Origin of the sequence: Streptomyces hundungensis (assembly GCF_003627815.1) — a bacterium.
Classification (GTDB): Bacteria; Actinomycetota; Actinomycetes; order Streptomycetales; family Streptomycetaceae; genus Streptomyces; species Streptomyces hundungensis_A.
This window is the reverse complement of sequence record NZ_CP032698.1, coordinates 1,557,883-1,576,543: the sequence shown is the minus strand read 5'-3', so window position 1 is coordinate 1,576,543 and position 18,661 is coordinate 1,557,883. Positions and strand designations below refer to the sequence as shown.

Genomic DNA, 18,661 nt, shown 5'->3' with positions numbered 1-18,661 from the left:
TCAACGAGGGGCGGCCGCAAGCCAGTTGGCCGTAAGCCAGTTGACCTGCGGCCGCCCCTCGGGGCGCGTGAGCGCGCGGTCGGCTCAGCGGCCGCCGCGGCCCTTCGGGTCGAGCAGGCCCGCCTTGCGCAGGGCGTCCGCCATCGCGCTGTTCGAGGTGGCCGGGGCCGCCCCGCGCGCCGGGCGGTTGCCGCCGGCGGGCTGGGCGACGTTCCCGTCGCCCCGGGGCCGGCGGCCCTGGTCCCGCGTCTGGCCCTGTCGCTGCTGCGGAGGCCGGCCGTCCTGAGCGCGGGCGCCCCGCTCGGCGCGCTCCCGCTTGGGGGCGCCACCCGGCGCGGACGCGTCGTCGTCGAGCCGCAGGGTCAGCGAGATCCGCTTGCGCGGCACATCGACGTCGAGCACCTTCACCTTGACGATGTCGCCCGGCTTCACCACGTCCCGGGGGTCCTTCACGAACGTCTTCGACAGCGCCGAGACATGGGCGAGCCCGTCCTGGTGGACGCCGATGTCGATGAACGCGCCGAACGCCGCCACATTGGTGACCACGCCTTCGAGGACCATCCCGGGCTCCAGGTCGCCGATCTTCTCGACGCCCTCCTTGAAGGTGGCCGTCTTGAACGCCGGTCGCGGGTCGCGGCCCGGCTTCTCCAGCTCGCGCAGGATGTCGGTGACCGTGGGCAGACCGAAGGTCTCGTCCACGAAGTCGTCGGGCCGCAGCGACCGCAGCACCCCGGTGTTGCCGATCAGCGAGGCGACCTCGCTCCCGGTCGTCTTCACCATCCGCCGCACCACCGGATACGCCTCGGGGTGCACGCTGGAGGCGTCCAACGGGTCCTCGCCGTCCCGGATCCGCAGGAAGCCCGCGCACTGCTCGTACGCCTTCGGGCCGAGCCGCGGCACGTCCTTGAGCGCGCGGCGCGAGCGGAACGGGCCGTTGCCGTCGCGGTGCGCCACGATGTTCTCGGCGAGGCCCGAGCTGATGCCGGACACCCGCGAAAGCAGCGGCGCGGAGGCGGTGTTGACGTCGACGCCGACGCCGTTCACACAGTCCTCGACCACCGCGTCGAGGGAGCGCGACAGCTTCACCTCGGACAGGTCGTGCTGGTACTGGCCCACCCCGATGGACTTCGGGTCGATCTTGACGAGTTCGGCGAGCGGGTCCTGGAGGCGCCGGGCGATGGAGACCGCGCCGCGCAGCGACACGTCCATGTCCGGGAACTCCTGCGAGGCGAACGCCGAGGCCGAGTACACCGAAGCGCCCGCCTCCGACACCATCACCTTGGCGAGGTTCAACTCCGGGTGTTTGTCGATGAGTTCACCGGCGAGCTTGTCGGTCTCGCGGGAGGCCGTGCCGTTGCCGATGGCGATCAGCTCGACCGCGTGCTCCTTGCAGAGCCCGGCCAGCTTCGCGAGCGCCTGGTCCCACTTGTTGGCGGGGACGTGCGGGTGGATCACCTCGGTGGCCACGACCTTGCCGGTCGCGTCGACGACGGCCACCTTCACACCCGTACGGAAACCGGGGTCGAGGCCGAGCGTGGCGCGGGTGCCGGCCGGGGCTGCGAGCAGCAGGTCGCGCAGGTTGGCGGCGAAGACGCGGACCGCCTCGTCCTCGGCGGCCGTACGAAGCCGCAGCCGCAGATCGATGCCGAGGTGGACCAGGATGCGGGTGCGCCAGGCCCAACGCACCGTGTCGGCGAGCCACTTGTCGCCGGGGCGGCCCCGGTCGGCCACGCCGAAGCGGCGCGCCACCATGTTCTCGTACGTCGAGGGGCCGGGCTCGGGCGAGGGCTCCTCGGGCTCCAGGACGAGGTCGAGGACCTCCTCCTTCTCGCCGCGCAGCATCGCGAGGACCCGGTGCGAGGGCAGCGCGGTGAAGGGCTCGGTGAAGTCGAAGTAGTCGGCGAACTTGGCGCCCGCCTCCTCCTTGCCCGCGCGGACCTTCGCCGCCAGGCGGCCCTTGGTCCACATGCGCTCGCGGAGCTCGCCGATCAGGTCGGCGTCCTCGGAGAACCGCTCCGCCAGGATGGAGCGGGCGCCGTCCAGGGCGGCCGCCGGATCGGCGACACCCTTGTCCGCGTCGACGAACGCGGCGGCCGCGGCGAGCGGCTCGACCGAGGGGTCGCCGAGCAGGCCGTCCGCGAGCGGCTCCAGGCCCGCCTCGCGGGCGATCTGCGCCTTGGTGCGCCGCTTCGGCTTGAAGGGCAGGTAGATGTCCTCCAGGCGGGCCTTGGTGTCGGCGGCCCGGATCCGCGCCTCCAGGGCTTCGGTGAGCTTGCCCTGCTCCCGTACGGAGTCGAGGACCGCCGTGCGCCGGTCCTCCAGCTCCCGCAGATAACGCAGCCGCTCCTCCAGGGTGCGCAGCTGGGCGTCGTCCAGCATCTCGGTCGCTTCCTTGCGGTAGCGCGCGATGAAGGGGACGGTCGACCCGCCGTCGAGCAGCTCGACGGCGGCCTTCACCTGCCGCTCCCGTACGCCGAGTTCCTCGGCGATCCTGCCTTCGATGGACGTCGTCACGTTGCCGTACCGCCTTCTCGCTGAGCCTGGGGCGCCAATTGTGGCAGGCGGCGACGGCAATCGACGATCAGCCCTTGCCGACGAGGTCGGCGGGGAAACCGCCCGCGAGGGCCGCGGTGACCACGAAGCCCTTGGCGAGTTCGGTCAGCCGCGCCACATCGTGGTCGCCGAGGAGTTCGTAGGGGGCGCGGTCGAGGCGGTCGGTGCGGTCCTCCAGTTCGGCGCGGAGCGCCGCGCCCGCTTCGGTCAACTCGCCGTCGGCGGCCAGCAGTCCGCGCTTTTGGAGGCGTTCGGCGGCCGCGTCCCAGTCCGACTGCTCCCAGCCGCGCGTGGCCAGCACCCAGCGCCGTGCCATGCCCTTGCCGGTCGCGGTGTGGCTGACCAGGGCCTCCACCGGGTCGAGTTCCAGGTCGAGCAGTGCGGCGAGGTGGCCGTCGCCCCGGTGCTCGCGCAGCAGCGTGGCCGCGTGCCAGAAGGCGAGGTGCGGCTGTTCGGGCACGGGCAGGTCGGCGTGGGCGGCGTACAGGGGCCGGGCGTGCCGGGTGCAGCCCTCGGTGGCGCGCAGCGCGAGGCGGGCCGCCTCCGCCATCTCGTCCGAGGCGAGCGTCTCCTCGCCGAGCAGCCGGCGCAGGGTGGTGTCGACCGAGCGCAGCCGGGCGGCCAGGACGGCATCGGGGGAGGCGGTGCGCCACACGGCGGGCAGGTGCTCGGCGATCAGGCCGTGGCGGAAGTTGTAGAACGAGGCCGCCACCGGTCCCGGCCCCACGGCGCCCATCGCGGCGGCCCGCCCCGCGAAGTAGGCGGCCCTCGGGTTCTCGATGCCGAGCCCGGCCAGTTCCTCGGCGTAGTCGGGCGAGAAGTAGACGGTTGCGTGCAGCGAGTTGAGCGGGCTCTGGCAACGGCGGCCGGCGCGCGGCGGGAGAGAACTCATGGCCAGCACGTTACCGACTGGTTGGTACGGAGTGAAGAGGTGGGCCGGACCCGATGGCCGATGGCAGGAAAGGTGGGCTTCTCGTCATTGCGGCCATCGTCGGCCGCGTCCAAGGATGGGGGCATGACGCAGCGCTCCGTCCTGATGGTTCTCTTCGACCACGTCCAGAGCCTCGATGTGACCGGACCGGCCGAGGTGTTCGCCGCGGCGGGCCGCGTGGTCGGCGACCCGGGCGCCTACCAGGTGCGGTTCGCCTCGCTCGACGGCGCGCCGGTGGTGTCGCACAGCGGGCTGCGCCTCATGGCCGACCGCGCGCTCACCGACGCCACGGACACCGACATCCTGCTCGTTCCCGGCGGCGACGGCGCCGCCGCCGCGGACCCCCGGCTGGTCGCCTGGATACGGACGCACGGCCCCCGCGCCCGGCGGCTCGTCTCGGTGTGCACGGGTTCGCTGCTGCTCGCCGAGGCCGGGCTGCTCGACGGGCGCCGGGCCACCACGCACTGGGCGCTGTGCTCGAAGCTGGCCAGGGGCTACCCCGACGTCCAGGTCGAAGCGGATCCGATCTTCGTGCGGGACGGCAACATCGCCACCTCCGCCGGGGTCACCGCCGGCATCGACCTCTCCCTCGCCCTGGTGGAGGAGGACCACGGGAGGGACGTGGCCCTGGCCGTCGCCCGCTTATTGGTGGTGTTTCTGCGCCGGCCGGGAAACCAGGCCCAGTTCAGCGCCCAGCTCGCCGCGCAGACCGCCCGGCGCGAGCCGCTGCGCGAACTCCAGCAGTGGATCACCGAGCATCCGGACGCCGATCTGTCGGTGGAGGCGCTCGCCCGGCGGGCCAGCCTCTCGCCCCGCCACTTCGCCCGCGCCTTCCACGCCGAGACCGGCATCACCCCCGGCCGCTACGTCGAGCGCGTCCGCCTGGAATACGCCCGCCGCCTGCTGGAGGAGACCGCGGACGGCGTCCAGGAGGTGTCCCGCGCCGCCGGATACGGCACCCCGGAGGCGATGCGGCGCGCCTTCGTGAAGGTCCTCGGCACCGCGCCCGCCGAATACCGCCGGCGTTTTCGACCCGCTTCCGCCTAGCTCCTCGAAAGGCAGCCCATGCAGATCGCGATCCTGCTCTACGACCGGTTCACCGCCCTGGACGCCGTCGGACCGTACGACACGCTCGCCCCGCTCCCCGGAGCCGAGACGGTGTTCGTGGCCGAGCAGGCCGGCCCCGTACGCAACGACAGGGGCAGCCTCACCCTCGTCGCCGAGCGGTCCCTCGCGGAGGTGACCCGGCCCGACATCGTGGTCGTGCCGGGAGCCCCGCCCGAGGCCGTCGAGCCACACCTCGCGGGCGGCCCGCTCCTGGACTGGCTGCGCGCCGTCGACACCATGACGACCTGGACGACCTCGGTGTGCACGGGCTCGCTGCTGCTCGGCGCGGCCGGGCTCCTCAAGGGGCGGCGCGCCACCTCGCACTGGCTGGCCCTGGAGGAGCTGCGCGCTTTCGGCGCGACGCCCACGGCGCAGCGGGTCGTCATGGACCGCAAGTACGTCACCGCCGCCGGGGTGTCGGCCGGCATCGACATGGGGCTCACCCTCGCCGGGGAGATCGCCGGGGACCGTCACGCCGAAGCCGTACAGCTCCTCCTGGAGTACGACCCCCAACCCCCCTACGACGCGGGCTCGCCGCGCACCGCGCCCGCCGAACTGGTCGAGCACTTCCGGGCCAAGGGGATCCCTCAGGTCTGAGGGCTCCAGATGAAGCGGGGCGTTCGGCGCTCCAGAAAGGCGGCGATGCCCTCCGCGGTGTCGCCGGCGCCCCGCTCCTGCTCGGCCCAGTGGGCGTCCCGGTCGGTTCGGCCGTCCGCGAACTCCTTGGCCGCGGCCTGGGTGAGCCGGGAGCGCGACACCAGGACCCGGGTGAAGGCGGCCACCCGCTCGTCCAACTCGCCCTCGGGCAGCACCTCGTCCACCAGACCGGTCCGCAGCGCCCGCGCGCTGTCGATCAACTCACCTGAGAACAACAGGTACTTGGCGGTCGCGGGACCCACGAGCGCGGCGAGGCGCCGGGTGGAGGACGCGGGGTAGACGATGCCGAGCTTCGCGGGCGTCACCCCGAACAGCGCGCCCTCCTGCGCGAACCGCAGGTCGCAGGCGACCGCGAGCTGACTGCCGCCGCCCACGCAGTGACCGCGCACCGCCGCCAGCGTCGGCTTGGGGAACGCCGCCAGCGCCTCCTCCGCCGCCACCGCGAGCGCCCGGGGGTCCTCGCCGGGCTCCCGCAGCGTCGAGATGTCCGCGCCCGCGCAGAACGTCTCCCCGGCCCCGGTCAGCACCAGAGCCCGTACGTCCGGATCGGCGGCCAGGGCTTCGAGCAGCGGCGGAAGGGCCCGCCACATCGCGGACGTCATCGCGTTGCGCTTCGCGGGATGGTTGATGACGACGGTGGCGACGCCCCCGGACAGGCTCTGCTCCAGCTGCATGCGCCGGATGCTATCCGGGCACCCGAAACCTATGATCGCAAGGGGGGCCGCACGCGGATCGATGAGGAGACGCCCATGGCCGGATCCAAGCAGAACGTCGGACGCGAGGGCAGGAAACTGAGCCGCAGCTTCGGTCTGCTCGCCCTGCTCGGGGCGATCCTGGTCGTGGCCGGCCTGGTGGGCCTCGCCTACACCGGGTTCGCCACCCTCACCACGATGCTGCTCTTCGGCTGGCTGCTGCTCATCGGCGGTGTCGTGGGTCTGGCGCACGCGATCCAGTCGCGCGGCTCGGGGTTCTTCTGGCTGGCCGTCGTGGTGGCCGCGCTGAACCTGGCGGCCGGCGTGGTGATCATCCGTCGCCCCGAGGGCAGTGCCGAGGCGCTCACCATGTTCGCCGCCCTGCTCTTCCTGACCGGCGGGGTCTTCCGCCTGGTGGGCAGCGTGGTGGTGCGCGGGCCGCAGTTCGGCTGGACGCTGGTGCAGGGCGCGTTCGGGGTGCTCCTGGGCATCCTGGTGCTCGCGAGCTGGCCGAGCAGCAGCCGGTACGTCATCGGCTGCTTCTTCTCGCTGGCCCTGCTGTTCGACGGTCTCGGTCTGATCGCGATCGGAGTGGGCGGCCGCAGAATCGTCACTCTCGTGAGTGACGCGGTGGCCCCCGCGGGGAGCGGGGAGGGCACACCTCCGATGTCTCCGACACCCCCGCAAGCCATGGCAAAGCCCTCAGACGGGGATCACAACCCGATGGAGAAGTGACCTTCTCGTCCAACGGGGATCAAAAAGCGGCAGTAGATGCTGACTTATGGTCAGTCGGCCGGTCCGGACCAGCGCACTCCCGACACTCTTCACCAGACGGGTGTGCAGTCGAGCCGCGAAGGTGGTGCCGGAACAATGGAGATCCGCGGGAGCCTGCCGCCCGAACCCGCCGCTCCGGCCCGGCAGCAGTCGTACGAGGGGGTGTGGCGCTTCACCGCCCCCTCGGTCGACGCCTCCGTCCCCCAGGCCCGGCACGCGGTGCGCGACCTGTTGCGCCGCCAGGGCGTGCCGGCCCACGAGGACCTCGTCCAGGGCCTGCTGCTGATCGTCTCGGAGCTGGTCACCAACGCGGTCAGACACGCGGCGCTGCTCTCGCCCGAGGTCGCCGTCGAGGTCGCCATCGGCGCCGAGTGGATCCGGGTGTCCGTCGAGGACAACCACCCCTACCGGCCCAAGGCCCTGGAGGCCGACTACGCGCAGACCGGCGGCCGGGGCCTGCTCCTGGTGCGCGAGATCACCGAGGAGGCCGGCGGGGTGTGCGACGTCGAGCAGACCGCCGGTGGCGGAAAGGTCGTCTGGGCCGCACTCCCGCTGGCCCCGCTGCCGGGGATCACCAGCCCGCGTCGGGCCCCGTGAGCTCCTTGACGGCCGGCCGCGCCGCGTCGAGAACCGTCATGAACCAGGCCGAGAACGGGGCGCGGGCGTGCCGCTCGGTGAGCTCCTCGGGCGTCACGAACGCGGTCTCGCCGATCTCCTCCGGGTCCGGCCGCAGCGGCGACTGCACCAGCCCCACGAAGAGGTGGTTGTACTCCTGCTCGACGAGGCCCGACTCGGGGTCCGGGTGGTTGTAGCGCACCGTGCCCGCCTCGGCGAGCAGCGTCGGCGAGATGCCGAGCTCCTCGTGGGTGCGCCGGGCGGCGGCCGCGAACGGCGACTCACCGGGGTAGGGGTGGCCGCAGCAGGTGTTGGACCAGACGCCGGGGGAGTGGTACTTGCCGAGCGCCCGCCGCTGGAGCAGCAGCCGGCCCGCCGGGTCGAAGAGGAAGACGGAGAACGCCCGGTGCAACTGCCCGGGCGCCTGGTGGGCGGAGAGCTTCTCCGCGGTTCCGATGGTGTTGCCGCTCTCGTCGACGAGTTCGAGCATGATCTCCGGTGCTGCTGCGCCCGTGGTCCCGGTCGACGAGTTGTTCGCCGTGGTGGCAGGTGTGCTCGGCATAACCATCCTTCGCTTCGGTCCTCGGCTGCCCAGTCTGCCGTACAAAAGCGGCGTGTCCGCCATTGACCGGCATCCGCATGTCCTGCCCCACGCGGGGCCCCGGGAACCGTAGGGCTCAGTGGCAGAGCTTCGCCTCGTGCTCGGCGTGACCGCCCGGCTCCAGCTGGAAGGTGCAGTGCTCGACGTCGAAGTGGTCCCCCAGACACCCCTGCAACTCGTGCAGCAGCTTCTCGTGCCCCACGCTGTCCAGGACCTCCTGGCTGACCACGACGTGCGCCGAGAGCACCGGCATCCCCGAGGTGATGGTCCAGGCGTGCAGGTCGTGGACGTCCTCCACGCCCGGCAGCTCCAGGATGTGGGCGCGCACCTCCGCCATGTCGACCCCCTTGGGCGCCGACTCCAGGAGCACGTTGAGGGTTTCGCGCAGCAGCTTGACGGTCCTGGGGACGATCATCAGGCCGATCACGAGCGAGGCGATGGGGTCGGCCGCCTGCCAGCCGGTGGTCATGATCACCAGGCCGGCCACCACGACGGCCGCCGAGCCGAGCGCGTCCGAGAGGACCTCCAGGAACGCGCCGCGCACATTGAGGCTGTCCTGCTGCCCCTTCATGAGCAGCGAAAGAGAGACCGAGTTGGCGACCAGGCCGATCAGGCCGAACACCACGGCGGTGCCGCCCGCGGTGCCGGCCGGCTCCACGAACCGCGCCACCGCCTCGAACAGGATGTAGCCGCCCACGCCGAGCAGCAGCATGCAGTTGGCGAGCGCGGCGAGGATCTCGGCGCGGGCGTACCCGTAGGTGCGGTTGCCCCCGGCCGGGCGGTTGGCGAAGTGGATGGCGAGCAGCGCCATCGCGAGCCCGAGGCCGTCGGTCGCCATGTGCGCCGCGTCCGCGACCAGCGCCAGGGAATCGGCGAGCAGCCCGCCGACGATCTCCACGACCATCACGGTCAGTGTGATGCCGAGCGCGATGCGCAGTCTTCCCCGGTACGCGGCGGCCGCGGTGCCGCTGGGCGGCGGACCGCCGTGCGTGTGTCCGTGGTCGTGCCCAGCCCCCATGAAGGCCCTCCCGGGTCCGTTGCCGATCAGTCCCGACGCCTGTACTCCGTCGCTGTACGAGGGCCAAGTGAACTACGGGTAGGGGGTATGTGCAACACGGCACTGAACACCGTTGTCATATGCTCTGACCTGCATAAATGCTTGCAGGTCAGAGCGCCGGGGAGATCACGCCGAGCACCTGGGGGCCGACCCGGCGCGGCGAGTGGACAAGCCCCCTCGGTACGCGGTTTGTGGGGTGCGCCCTTGATCCACCATGATGATCGCGGCGCCCCTCGCACCGGCGCTCCCGGGCCTCAGCGGGCGTGAACGGCCAGTGAATTCCCGGTTCCGTGCATCCGATAGCCTCTGCCGACGTGCCGCCCGCCCCCGTACCGGGCCGGGCCGGGCCGTCAGCCGTGTCCGTCGCAAGGAGTGAATTCGTCTGTCCACCGCCATCCTTACCGGTCCGCCGGTGCCCGGATCGCAGCTCGGAGACGATCTGCGCGCGCTGGGATTCGACGTACAGAACGCCTCGCTCCCCGACGATCTGCCCCGCCTGCTCGCCGAGGTGCCGGCCGGTGAACGCGTCGCGCTGGTCGACCCGCGCTTCCTCGGCCACCTCCACGCCCTGCGCCTGGCGCTGACCGACCCGCGCTTCCCGGCCGCCTCGGTGCCGGGCGCCCTGGCCGTCCAGGCCGAGGCACGCCCCGCGCTCGCCCGCGCCCTGACCGGGGCACCTGCGGCGCCCGCCGCCCAGGTCCGTACGGCTGCCGTGCTCACCGACGGCGTCGCCGCCGCCCTGGAGGCCGACGGGGTCGCGGTGCACCACCCCGAGCTCGGCTCGCTGATCGCGACCGTCCCCGCCGACGAGAGCGCCGCGGCCGCCGCGAGCCGGGCCGTGAGCGCCGTCGACGACGAGGCCGTGCGCCTGCGCAACGCCGTCAAGTCCCGCGACGGCTTCTTCACCACCCACTTCATCAGCCCCTACTCCCGCTACATCGCCCGCTGGTGCGCCCGCCGGGGGCTCACCCCCAACCAGGTCACCACCGCCTCGCTGATCACCGCGTTGATCGCGGCCGGCTGCGCGGCGACCGGGACCAGGGGCGGCTATGTCGCGGCCGGAGTGCTGCTGATCGTCTCGTTCGTCCTGGACTGCACCGACGGTCAGCTCGCCCGCTACTCGCTCCAGTACTCGACGATGGGCGCCTGGCTCGACGCCACCTTCGACCGCGCCAAGGAGTACGCCTACTACGCGGGCCTCGCGCTCGGCGCGGCCCGCGGCGGCGACGACGTATGGGCGCTGGCGCTCGGCGCGATGGTCCTCCAGACCTGCCGCCACGTCGTGGACTTCTCCTTCAACGAGGCACACGTCGTCGGCACGGACGCGTCCGCCAACACCAGCCCCACCGCGGCCCTCTCCGGCAAGCTCGACGCGGTCGGCTGGACGGTGTGGGTGCGCCGCATGATCGTGCTGCCGATCGGTGAGCGCTGGGCGATGATCGCCGTGCTGACCGCCGCCACCACGCCCCGCGTCGTCTTCTACGCCCTGCTCATCGGCTGCTCCTTCGCCGCCTGCTACACCACCGCGGGCCGCGTCCTGCGCTCGGTGAGCCGCCGCGCCCCCCGCACCGACCGCGCCGCCCGGGCACTCGCCGACCTCGCCGACAGCGGGCCCCTCGCCCAGCTCGTCGCCGCGAAGGCGCCGCGGATCCCGGGTGCGCCGGTGGTCGCGGCCGTCGGAGCCGCCGCGCTGATCGCCGCCGCCCTGACCCAGCCCGTCGGCAGCCGCCGGACGATCGTCGCCGCCGTCCTGTACGCGGTCCTCTCCGGCCTCGCCGTCTCCCGCCCCCTCAAGGGCGCCCTCGACTGGCTCGTACCGCCACTCTTCCGGGTGGCCGAGTACAGCACGGTCCTCATCCTCGCGGCCCGCTCGGACGTGGACGGGGCCCTTCCCGCGGCCTTCGGGCTCGTCTCCGCGGTCGCCTACCATCACTACGACACGGTCTACCGCATCAAGGGCGGCTCCGGCGCGCCGCCGCAGTGGCTGGTGCGGGTGATCGGCGGCCAGGAGGGCCGCACGCTCGTGGTGACGGTGCTGGCCGCCGTCCTCGCCACGCGAGCCACCGACTTCACCCTGGCGCTCACCGTCCTCGCGGCGGTCATCGCGCTCGTGGTGCTCGTGGAGTCCATCCGGTTCTGGGTGTCCTCCGGAGCACCTGCCGTACATGACGAAGGAGAAACAGCATGATTGGCCTCGTACTGGCAGCCGGTGCCGGACGCCGTCTGCGCCCCTACACCGACACGCTTCCGAAGGCCCTCGTGCCTGTCGACGGTGACACCACCGTCCTGGACATCGCGCTGAAGAACTTCGCCGAGGTCGGCCTCACCGAAGTCGCCGTCGTGGTCGGCTACCGCAAGGAAGCCGTGTACGCCCGCAAGGAGGCCCTGGAGGCCAAGTACGGCGTCACGATCACGCTGATCGACAACGACAAGGCCGAGGAGTGGAACAACGCCTACTCCCTGTGGTGCGCCCGTGAGGTCCTCAAGCGCGGTGTGATCCTCGCCAACGGCGACACGGTCCACCCCGTCTCCGTCGAGAAGACCCTGCTGGCCGCGCGCGGCCAGGGCCAGAAGATCATCCTCGCCCTCGACACGGTGAAGTCCCTCGCCGACGAGGAGATGAAGGTCATCACCGCCGAGGGCAAGGGCGTTCAGCGCATCACCAAGCTGATGGACCCCGCCGACGCCACCGGCGAGTACATCGGCGTCACGCTCATCGAGGCGGAGGCCGCCGAGGAGCTCGCGGACGCCCTGAAGGCCACCTTCGAGCGCGACCCCGACCTCTACTACGAGGACGGCTACCAGGAGCTCGTGAGCCGCGGCTTCACCGTCGACGTGGCCCCCATCGGCGAGGTGTCGTGGGTCGAGATCGACAACCACGACGACCTGGCGAAGGGCCGTGAGATCGCGTGCCAGTACTGACGCGACTGATCCCCTCGCCCGTCGTCGTCGACATCCGTCGCGGCGCCCTCGACGACCTCGCGACCGTCCTCGCCGACCAGCGCATCTCCGTCAACGGCAATCTGGCGATCGCGGTCAGCGGGGGATCGGGGCAGAAGCTGCGCGAGCAGTTCGCCCCGGTCCTGCCGGGCGCCGAGTGGTACGCGGTCGACGGCGGCACCATCGACGCGGCGGTCAAGCTCGCCGACCAGATCCGCGGCAAGCGCTACGACGCGGTCGTGGCGCTCGGCGGCGGCAAGATCATCGACGTGACCAAGTACGCGGCGGCCCGAGTCGGGCTTCCGATGGTCGCGGTCGCCACGAACCTGTCGCACGACGGCATCTGCTCGCCGATCTCCACCCTCGACAACGACAACGGGCGCGGCTCCTACGGCGTGCCCACCCCGCTGGCGATCCTCATCGACCTGGACGTGATCCGGGAGGCGCCCGCGCGTTTCGTGCGCTCGGGCATCGGCGACGCGATCTCCAACCTCTCCGCGATCGCGGACTGGGAGCTCTCGCACCGCGAGACCGGGGAGCACGTCGACGGCCTGGCCGCCGCCATGGCGCGCAGCGCGGGCGAGGCGGTGCTGCGCCACCCCGGCACCGTCGGCGACGACGACTTCCTGGTCACCCTCTCCGAGGGCCTGGTCATGTCCGGCATCGCGATGTCGATCAGCGGCGACAGCCGGCCCTCCTCCGGTGCCTGCCACGAGATCAGCCACGCCTTCGACCTGCTCTTCCCGCAGCGCGCCGCGAGCCACGGCGAACAGTGCGGCCTGGGCGCCGCGTTCGCGATGCACCTGCGCGGCGCGGCCGAGCAGTCCGCCCTCATGGCCGAGGTGCTGCGCAGGCACGCCCTGCCGGTGACGGTGGAGGAACTCGGCTTCACCGTCGAGGAGTTCGTGCGGGCCGTGGAGTTCGCGCCGCAGACCCGGCCCGGCCGCTACACCATCCTCGAACACCTCGACCTGTCCACCGACCAGATCAGGGACGCGTACGCCGACTATGCCAAGACCATCCGTAGCTGAGCTCCGCCCGGTCGTGCACCCGGCGGGTGTGAAGGACCGGGTCAGCGGCGAACACTGGGGCGGCCGCCTGTACATGCGCGAGATCTCCCTGCGCATCACCCGCGTCCTGGTCACCACCAAGGTCACGCCGAACCAGCTGACCTACCTGATGACGCTCAGCGGTGTCCTCGCCGCTCCGGCCCTGCTGGTGCCGGGCGTCTGGGGCGCCGTCCTCGGCGTCGTGGCCGTCCAGGGCTATCTGCTGCTCGACTGCGTCGACGGCGAAGTGGCGCGCTGGAAGAAGCAGTTCTCGCTCTCCGGGGTCTACCTCGACCGCGTCGGCGCCTACCTGTGCGACGCGGCGGTCCTGGTCGGCTTCGGCCTGCGCGCCGCCGACCTGTGGGGCCCCGGCCGCATCGACTGGCTGTGGGCCTTCCTCGGGACGCTCGCCGCGCTCGGCGCGATCCTGATCAAGGCCGAGACCGACCTCGTGGGCGTCGCCCGCCACCAGGGCGGCCTTCCGCCGGTCAAGGACGCGGCGGCCACCCCGCGCTCCTCGGGCATGGCGCTGGCCCGCCGGGCCGCCGCGGGCCTGAAGTTCCACCGCCTCGTCCTCGGCATCGAGGCGTCCCTGCTGATCCTGGTCCTCGCGGTCGCGGACCAGGTCCGGGGCGATCTGTACTTCTCGCGTCTTGGCGTCGCGGTGCTCGCCGGCATCGCGCTGCTCCAGACGCTGCTGCACCTCGTGTCCATCCTCGCGTCGAGCAGGCTGAAGTGAGCGCCCCGGTGCAGGGCGGCCCCCTGAAGGTCGGCGCGGTGATCATCACCATGGGCAACCGCCCCGCCGAACTGCGCGCCCTGCTCGACTCGGTGGCCGGGCAGGACGGCGACCGGATCGAGGTCGTGGTGGTCGGCAACGGAGCCCCGGTCCCCGAGGTCCCCGACGGCGTACGCACCGTGGAGCTGCCGGAGAACCTGGGCATCCCGGGCGGTCGCAACGTCGGCATCGAGGCGTTCGGGCCCTCGGGCGGCGAGATGGACGTGCTGCTCTTCCTCGACGACGACGGGCTGCTCGCGCACAAGGACACCGCCGAGCTGTGCCGTCAGGCCTTCGCGGCCGACCCGGAGCTCGGCATCATCAGCTTCCGGATCGCCGACCCGGACACCGGCGTCACCCAGCGCCGCCACGTGCCGAGGCTGCGCGCCGCCGACCCGATGCGCTCCTCACGCGTGACGACCTTCCTCGGCGGCGCCAACGCCGTACGCACCCGGGTGTTCGCGGAGGTCGGGGCGCTGCCCGGCGAGTTCTTCTACGCGCACGAGGAAACCGACCTCGCCTGGCGGGCGCTGGACGCCGGCTGGATGATCGACTACCGCGCGGACATGGTCCTGCACCACCCGACGACCGCCCCGTCCCGGCACGCGGTCTACCACCGGATGGTGGCCCGCAACCGGGTCTGGCTGGCCCGGCGCAACCTGCCCGCGCCGCTCGTCCCGGTCTACCTCGGGGTCTGGCTGCTGCTGACCCTGGCGCGCAAGCCCTCGGGGCCGGCGCTCAAGGCCTGGTTCGGCGGTTTCAAGGAGGGCTGGGCGACGCCCTGCGGACCCCGCCGCCCCATGAAGTGGCGTACGGTCTTCAAGCTCACCCGGCTGGGCCGTCCCCCCGTCATCTGAGAGTCTCGGCTCCGCGACCATCGGGCGTACTCGACCATCGGGCGTACTTCATGAACACGAAAGTTTCCACTTGTGAGTGACACAACCCTGTCCCCGGCGGACCTCGCCGCCAAGCACGGGCTGTCGGTGAGCGGTGCCCGACCCGGGCTCACCGCTTACATCAAGCAGCTGTGGGGCCGGCGCCACTTCATCCTGTCGTTCTCGTCGGCCAAGCTGACCGCGCAGTACAGCGAGGCGAAACTCGGCCAGATCTGGCAGGTGGCGACGCCCCTGCTGAACGCGCTGGTCTACTACTTCATCTTCGGCGTGCTCATGGGAACGCGGAAGGGCATCCCCAACGACGTCTTCATCCCGTTCCTGGTGACCGGCGTGTTCCTGTTCACCTTCACGCAGAACTCGCTGATGGCGGGCGTACGGGCGATCTCGGGCAACCTGGGCCTGGTGCGGGCGCTGCACTTCCCGCGCGCCTCGCTGCCCATCTCCTTCGCGCTCCAGCAGCTCCAGCAGCTGCTGTTCTCGATGATCGTCCTGATGATCGTGGTGGTCGCCTCCGGCTTCACCCCGGGCATGACCTGGCCGCTGATCATCCCGGTGCTGGCGCTCCAGTTCGTCTTCAACACCGGCCTGGCGCTGATCTTCGCGCGGCTCGGCGCCAAGACGCCGGACCTCGCGCAGCTGATGCCGTTCATCATGCGGACCTGGATGTATTCGTCCGGCGTGATGTTCAGCATCACCGCGGTGCTCCACGACAAGCCGAGCTGGCTCAAGCACGTCCTCCAGGTGAACCCCGCCGCGATCTACATGGATCTGGCGCGCTACGCCCTGCTGGACGGTTACGGCGGCGGGTCCCTGCCCCCGCACGTCTGGCTGCTCGCGACCGCCTGGGCCGTGGTCGTCGGCGCCCTGGGATTCGTGTACTTCTGGAAGGCTGAGGAGCGTTATGGCCGTGGCTGAGGACATCAAGGACCGCGTCGCCGTCGAGGACGCGCGCATTCCCACCGTCATCTGCGACGACGTGCACATCGTGTACACCGTCAACGGCGGCGGGGGCGGGCGGGGCAGCGCCACCGCGGCCCTGTCGCGCATCGTGAAGCGGGACAAGACCGGCGGGGCCGGCCGGGGCATGCGGCGGGTGCACGCGGTCAAGGGCGTGTCGTTCACCGCCTACCGGGGCGAGGCGATCGGCCTGATCGGCTCCAACGGCTCCGGCAAGTCGACCCTGCTGCGCGCCATCGCGGGGCTGCTGCCGCCCGAGAGCGGCCGGGTCTACACCGACGGCCAGCCCTCGCTCCTCGGCGTCAACGCGGCGCTGATGAACGACCTCACCGGCGAGCGCAACGTGATCCTCGGCGGCCTCGCCATGGGCATGTCGCGCGAGGAGGTCAAGGAGCGCTACGAGGAGATCGTCGACTTCTCCGGCATCAACGACAAGGGCGACTTCATCTCCCTTCCGATGCGGACGTACTCCTCCGGCATGGCGGCCCGCCTGCGGTTCTCCATCGCCGCCGCCAAGGACCACGACGTCCTCATGATCGACGAGGCGCTCGCCACCGGTGACCGCCAGTTCCAGATCCGCTCCGAGGAGCGGATCAGGGAGCTGCGCAAGCACGCCGGAACCGTGTTCCTGGTGAGCCACAGCATCGGCTCCATCCGGGACACCTGCGACCGCGTGCTGTGGCTGGAGCGCGGCGAGCTCCTCATGGACGGGCCGACCGACGAGGTCGTCAAGGCCTATCAGAAGGAGTCCGGCCGCTGACGCACGGTCATCCACCGGACCGCGATTCCAAGCCCCTGTCGATCAACCACGGCAGGGGCTCGTGCGTCCTATGGTGTGGTCGGAGGGTCAGGACCCGTCAACGCGCCGTTGTACGGGGAAGGTTGGGCGGGATCGAGGTGTTCTTGTAATGCTCGCAACACCCCGACGCGGGGGCGGTCGTTGTACAACGTAAGCTGTACCGGTGCTGATTCGCGGCAAGTGGGGTGATACGCCCCCGGTTCCTCGCACGGCAGGTCACGGCGTCCGGGGAGGTCAGGCGGCGTGTCCGAAATAGGATGTATTGGGTCGGCGGTGTAGAACGGGAGATGTGACGGCCATGGCTACGGAAGATCTCCAGCTCCAAGGGACGGCCGCCGTTCCCGCCCCGGGCGGTCCCCGGTGACCCCTGTCCGGGACGTGCGCACCGGATCCCCCACGCGCGCCACGCTCGACAAGGCCACGGACGAGAACTTCCCGGTGGCCCCCTTCTTCCTGCCGCGCGCCTGGCGCGACGACCTGATGGCCGTCTACGGATTCGCCCGGCTCGTCGACGACATCGGCGACGGCGACCTCGCCCCCGGCGGCGCGGACGCCCGCCATCTCGGCGTGGCCCCCGCCGACGCGGACGACCGGCTCCTGATGCTGGACGCCTTCGAGGCGGACCTGCGCCGCGTCTTCGACGGCAGTCCGCGCCACCCCCTCCTCGCGGCCCTCAAGCCCACCGTGCGGCGCTGCTCGCTGACCCCCGAGCCGTTCCTCGGGCTCATCGCGGCCAACCGCCAGGACCAGCGGGTGCGGCGCTACGAGACGTACGAGGACCTGCTCGCCTACTGCGAGCTTTCGGCCAACCCCGTGGGACGGCTCGTCCTCGCCATCACCGGCACCACGAGCCCGGAGCGCGTCCGCCGCTCCGACGCGATCTGCACGGCGTTGCAGATCGTCGAACACCTCCAGGACGTGAAGGAGGACCTCGGTCGGGACCGGATCTATCTGCCGGCCGAGGACATGTCCCGTTTCCATGTCACGCAGGCCGATCTGGCCGCCCCCGAGGGAGCGCCTCGGTGCGTGCCCTGGTCGCGTTCGAAGCCGAACGCGCCGGGTCGTTGCTGAATGAAGGCACCCCTCTGGTGGGTAGCGTCCACGGCAGACTCAAGCTGTTGCTGGCCGGTTTCGTGGCCGGAGGCCGCGCCGCGCTCGACGCGGTCGCTGCCGCCGGCCACGACGTACTCCCGGGGCCGCCCAAGCCCACCAAGGCAAGGCTGATGCGCGAGGTGGGAGCCGTCTTGCGAAGAGCGCGTAGAGAGGGGTGAGCCGGACAGTGGAGGCACAGGCACCCGTGTCCGCACCGGTACAGGCCGCATACAGCTATTGCGAGGCCGTGACCGGGCAGCAGGCGCGCAATTTCGCCTACGGCATCAGGCTGCTGCCGACCGACAAGCGGCAGGCGATGTCGGCGCTGTACGCGTTCTCGCGCCGGGTCGACGACATCGGTGACGGCACGCTCGCCGAGGACGCCAAGCAGACGCGCCTTGAGGAGACCCGGGCGCTGCTCGGGCGGATCCGCGACGGCGCGGTCGACGAGGACGACACCGACCCGGTCGCGGTGGCGCTCACGGACGCGGCGCGACGCTTCCCGATCCCGCTCGAAGGCCTCGACGAACTCATCGACGGCGTCCTCATGGACGTCCACGGCGAGAGCTACGAGACGTGGGACGACCTGAAGGTGTACTGCCGGTGTGTCGCGGGCGCCATCGGGCGGCTCTCGCTCGGCGTGTTCGGCACCCAGCCCGGGGCGCAGGGCAGCGAACGCGCCGCGGAGTACGCCGACACGCTGGGGCTCGCACTCCAACTCACCAACATCCTCAGGGACGTTCGCGAGGACGCCGGAAACGGGCGGACGTATCTGCCCGCCGACGACCTCGCCAAGTTCGGCTGCTCCACGGGTTTCAACAGCCCCGTGGCGCCGCCCGGTTCGGACTTCGCCGGGCTCGTCCACTTCGAAGTCCGGCGCGCCCGGGCCTTGTTCGCGGAGGGCTACCGGCTGCTTCCCATGCTGGACCGGCGCAGCGGGGCCTGCGTGGCGGCCATGGCCGGCATCTACCGGCGCCTGCTCGACCGCATCGAACGCGACCCCGAGGCCGTGCTGCGCGGGCGGGTCTCGCTGCCCGGGCGGGAGAAGGCGTACGTCGCGGTACGCGGTCTGTCGGGGCTCGACACGCGCACCGTCTCCCGGCAGTCCGCCAGGAGGCGCGCCTGATGCACCACGCCCACCTGGACGAAGGGCCGAGGACCAT

At 71.6% G+C, this 18,661-nt stretch carries 17 protein-coding genes and 1 pseudogene; 13 read left to right on the top strand and 5 right to left on the bottom strand.

What is annotated here, in order from left to right; translation table 11 throughout:
- Window positions 1-84 precede the first annotated feature (84 nt).
- The gene (locus DWB77_RS07090) at window positions 85-2,514 is read right to left on the bottom strand and encodes a Tex family protein (protein WP_120720433.1); all 2,430 of its coding nucleotides are present in this window, start codon (window positions 2,512-2,514) and stop codon (window positions 85-87) included.
- A 67-nt stretch (window positions 2,515-2,581) separates the two neighbouring features.
- Window positions 2,582-3,445 (bottom strand): SCO6745 family protein, encoded by an 864-nt coding sequence (locus DWB77_RS07085; protein WP_120720432.1) that lies wholly within the window; start codon window positions 3,443-3,445, stop codon window positions 2,582-2,584.
- 123 nt (window positions 3,446-3,568) lie between these two features.
- On the opposite strand from DWB77_RS07085, the gene DWB77_RS07080 reads away from it, so the two are divergent.
- Together DWB77_RS07080 and DWB77_RS07075 are read left to right on the top strand one after the other, a co-directional pair.
- Window positions 3,569-4,531 carry a GlxA family transcriptional regulator gene (locus DWB77_RS07080; RefSeq protein ID WP_120720431.1) on the top strand — a complete coding sequence of 321 codons (963 nt, stop codon included), beginning with the start codon at window positions 3,569-3,571 and terminating at the stop codon, window positions 4,529-4,531.
- Window positions 4,532-4,549: 18 nt separating this feature from the next.
- The gene (locus DWB77_RS07075) at window positions 4,550-5,188 is read left to right on the top strand and encodes a DJ-1/PfpI family protein (protein ID WP_120720430.1); all 639 of its coding nucleotides are present in this window, start codon (window positions 4,550-4,552) and stop codon (window positions 5,186-5,188) included.
- Here the strand turns inward: DWB77_RS07075 and DWB77_RS07070 are convergent.
- Window positions 5,179-5,922 carry an enoyl-CoA hydratase/isomerase family protein gene (locus DWB77_RS07070; RefSeq protein ID WP_120720429.1) on the bottom strand — a complete coding sequence of 248 codons (744 nt, stop codon included), beginning with the start codon at window positions 5,920-5,922 and terminating at the stop codon, window positions 5,179-5,181. The genes DWB77_RS07075 and DWB77_RS07070 overlap by 10 nt on opposite strands.
- Window positions 5,923-5,997: 75 nt before the next feature.
- Between DWB77_RS07070 and DWB77_RS07065 the strand changes: the two genes are divergently transcribed.
- Together DWB77_RS07065 and DWB77_RS07060 are read left to right on the top strand one after the other, a co-directional pair.
- Window positions 5,998-6,675 carry an HdeD family acid-resistance protein gene (locus tag DWB77_RS07065; protein WP_120720428.1) on the top strand — a complete coding sequence of 226 codons (678 nt, stop codon included), beginning with the start codon at window positions 5,998-6,000 and terminating at the stop codon, window positions 6,673-6,675.
- A 135-nt stretch (window positions 6,676-6,810) separates the two neighbouring features.
- Window positions 6,811-7,311 carry an ATP-binding protein gene (locus DWB77_RS07060; RefSeq protein WP_120720427.1) on the top strand — a complete coding sequence of 167 codons (501 nt, stop codon included), beginning with the start codon at window positions 6,811-6,813 and terminating at the stop codon, window positions 7,309-7,311.
- On the opposite strand, the gene idi is transcribed toward DWB77_RS07060, so the two are convergent.
- The gene (idi, locus tag DWB77_RS07055) at window positions 7,286-7,891 is read right to left on the bottom strand and encodes an isopentenyl-diphosphate Delta-isomerase (RefSeq protein WP_120720426.1); all 606 of its coding nucleotides are present in this window, start codon (window positions 7,889-7,891) and stop codon (window positions 7,286-7,288) included. The genes DWB77_RS07060 and idi overlap by 26 nt on opposite strands.
- A 115-nt stretch (window positions 7,892-8,006) precedes the next feature.
- Window positions 8,007-8,948: a cation diffusion facilitator family transporter gene (locus DWB77_RS07050; RefSeq protein ID WP_120720425.1), complete on the bottom strand. Its 942-nt coding sequence runs from the start codon at window positions 8,946-8,948 to the stop codon at window positions 8,007-8,009.
- A gap of 421 nt (window positions 8,949-9,369) precedes the next feature.
- On the opposite strand from DWB77_RS07050, the gene DWB77_RS07045 reads away from it, so the two are divergent.
- From DWB77_RS07045 to hpnD, 9 genes and pseudogenes are all read left to right on the top strand, one after another.
- Entirely contained in the window at window positions 9,370-11,175 is a 1,806-nt protein-coding gene (locus DWB77_RS07045) for a DUF5941 domain-containing protein (protein WP_120720424.1), read from the top strand.
- The gene (locus DWB77_RS07040) at window positions 11,172-11,909 is read left to right on the top strand and encodes a sugar phosphate nucleotidyltransferase (protein WP_120720423.1); all 738 of its coding nucleotides are present in this window, start codon (window positions 11,172-11,174) and stop codon (window positions 11,907-11,909) included. The genes DWB77_RS07045 and DWB77_RS07040 overlap by 4 nt, the downstream gene beginning before the upstream one ends.
- Window positions 11,897-12,958 (top strand): iron-containing alcohol dehydrogenase family protein, encoded by a 1,062-nt coding sequence (locus tag DWB77_RS07035; RefSeq protein ID WP_120720422.1) that lies wholly within the window; start codon window positions 11,897-11,899, stop codon window positions 12,956-12,958. The genes DWB77_RS07040 and DWB77_RS07035 overlap by 13 nt, the downstream gene beginning before the upstream one ends.
- Window positions 12,936-13,715, top strand: a complete 780-nt coding sequence (locus DWB77_RS07030; protein ID WP_120720421.1) for a CDP-alcohol phosphatidyltransferase family protein — start codon at window positions 12,936-12,938, stop codon at window positions 13,713-13,715. Before DWB77_RS07035 ends, DWB77_RS07030 begins: the two co-directional genes overlap by 23 nt.
- Before the next feature lie 50 nt (window positions 13,716-13,765).
- On the top strand, window positions 13,766-14,611 hold the full coding sequence (locus tag DWB77_RS07025) for a glycosyltransferase family 2 protein (RefSeq protein ID WP_120727469.1): 846 nt from the start codon (window positions 13,766-13,768) through the stop codon (window positions 14,609-14,611).
- Window positions 14,612-14,683: 72 nt separating this feature from the next.
- Entirely contained in the window at window positions 14,684-15,565 is an 882-nt protein-coding gene (locus DWB77_RS07020; protein ID WP_120720420.1) for an ABC transporter permease, read from the top strand.
- Complete coding sequence (locus tag DWB77_RS07015) at window positions 15,552-16,367, top strand: ABC transporter ATP-binding protein (protein ID WP_120720419.1); 816 nt, start codon at window positions 15,552-15,554, stop codon at window positions 16,365-16,367. Before DWB77_RS07020 ends, DWB77_RS07015 begins: the two co-directional genes overlap by 14 nt.
- 417 nt (window positions 16,368-16,784) lie before the next feature.
- Window positions 16,785-17,677, top strand: a pseudogene (gene hpnC / locus DWB77_RS07010) (squalene synthase HpnC).
- Entirely contained in the window at window positions 17,674-18,624 is a 951-nt protein-coding gene (gene hpnD, locus DWB77_RS07005) for a presqualene diphosphate synthase HpnD (RefSeq protein ID WP_162952464.1), read from the top strand. The pseudogene hpnC and the gene hpnD overlap by 4 nt, the downstream one beginning before the upstream one ends.
- Window positions 18,625-18,661: the final 37 nt, after the last annotated feature.

Bases quoted from the DNA above. Each gene is read 5' to 3' on its own strand.
- DWB77_RS07025 (WP_120727469.1), top strand. From the start codon at position 13,766: ATGGGCAACCGCCCCGCCGAACTGCGCGCCCTGCTCGACTCGGTGGCC.
- DWB77_RS07065 (WP_120720428.1), top strand. From the start codon at position 5,998: ATGGCCGGATCCAAGCAGAACGTCGGACGCGAGGGCAGGAAACTGAGC.
- DWB77_RS07015 (WP_120720419.1), top strand. From the start codon at position 15,552: ATGGCCGTGGCTGAGGACATCAAGGACCGCGTCGCCGTCGAGGACGCG.
- DWB77_RS07060 (WP_120720427.1), top strand. From the start codon at position 6,811: ATGGAGATCCGCGGGAGCCTGCCGCCCGAACCCGCCGCTCCGGCCCGG.
- idi (WP_120720426.1), bottom strand. From the start codon at position 7,891: ATGCCGAGCACACCTGCCACCACGGCGAACAACTCGTCGACCGGGACC.
- DWB77_RS07030 (WP_120720421.1), top strand. From the start codon at position 12,936: ATGCCAAGACCATCCGTAGCTGAGCTCCGCCCGGTCGTGCACCCGGCG.
- DWB77_RS07075 (WP_120720430.1), top strand. From the start codon at position 4,550: ATGCAGATCGCGATCCTGCTCTACGACCGGTTCACCGCCCTGGACGCC.
- DWB77_RS07080 (WP_120720431.1), top strand. From the start codon at position 3,569: ATGACGCAGCGCTCCGTCCTGATGGTTCTCTTCGACCACGTCCAGAGC.
- DWB77_RS07070 (WP_120720429.1), bottom strand. From the start codon at position 5,922: ATGCAGCTGGAGCAGAGCCTGTCCGGGGGCGTCGCCACCGTCGTCATC.
- DWB77_RS07085 (WP_120720432.1), bottom strand. From the start codon at position 3,445: ATGAGTTCTCTCCCGCCGCGCGCCGGCCGCCGTTGCCAGAGCCCGCTC.
- DWB77_RS07050 (WP_120720425.1), bottom strand. From the start codon at position 8,948: ATGGGGGCTGGGCACGACCACGGACACACGCACGGCGGTCCGCCGCCC.
- DWB77_RS07040 (WP_120720423.1), top strand. From the start codon at position 11,172: ATGATTGGCCTCGTACTGGCAGCCGGTGCCGGACGCCGTCTGCGCCCC.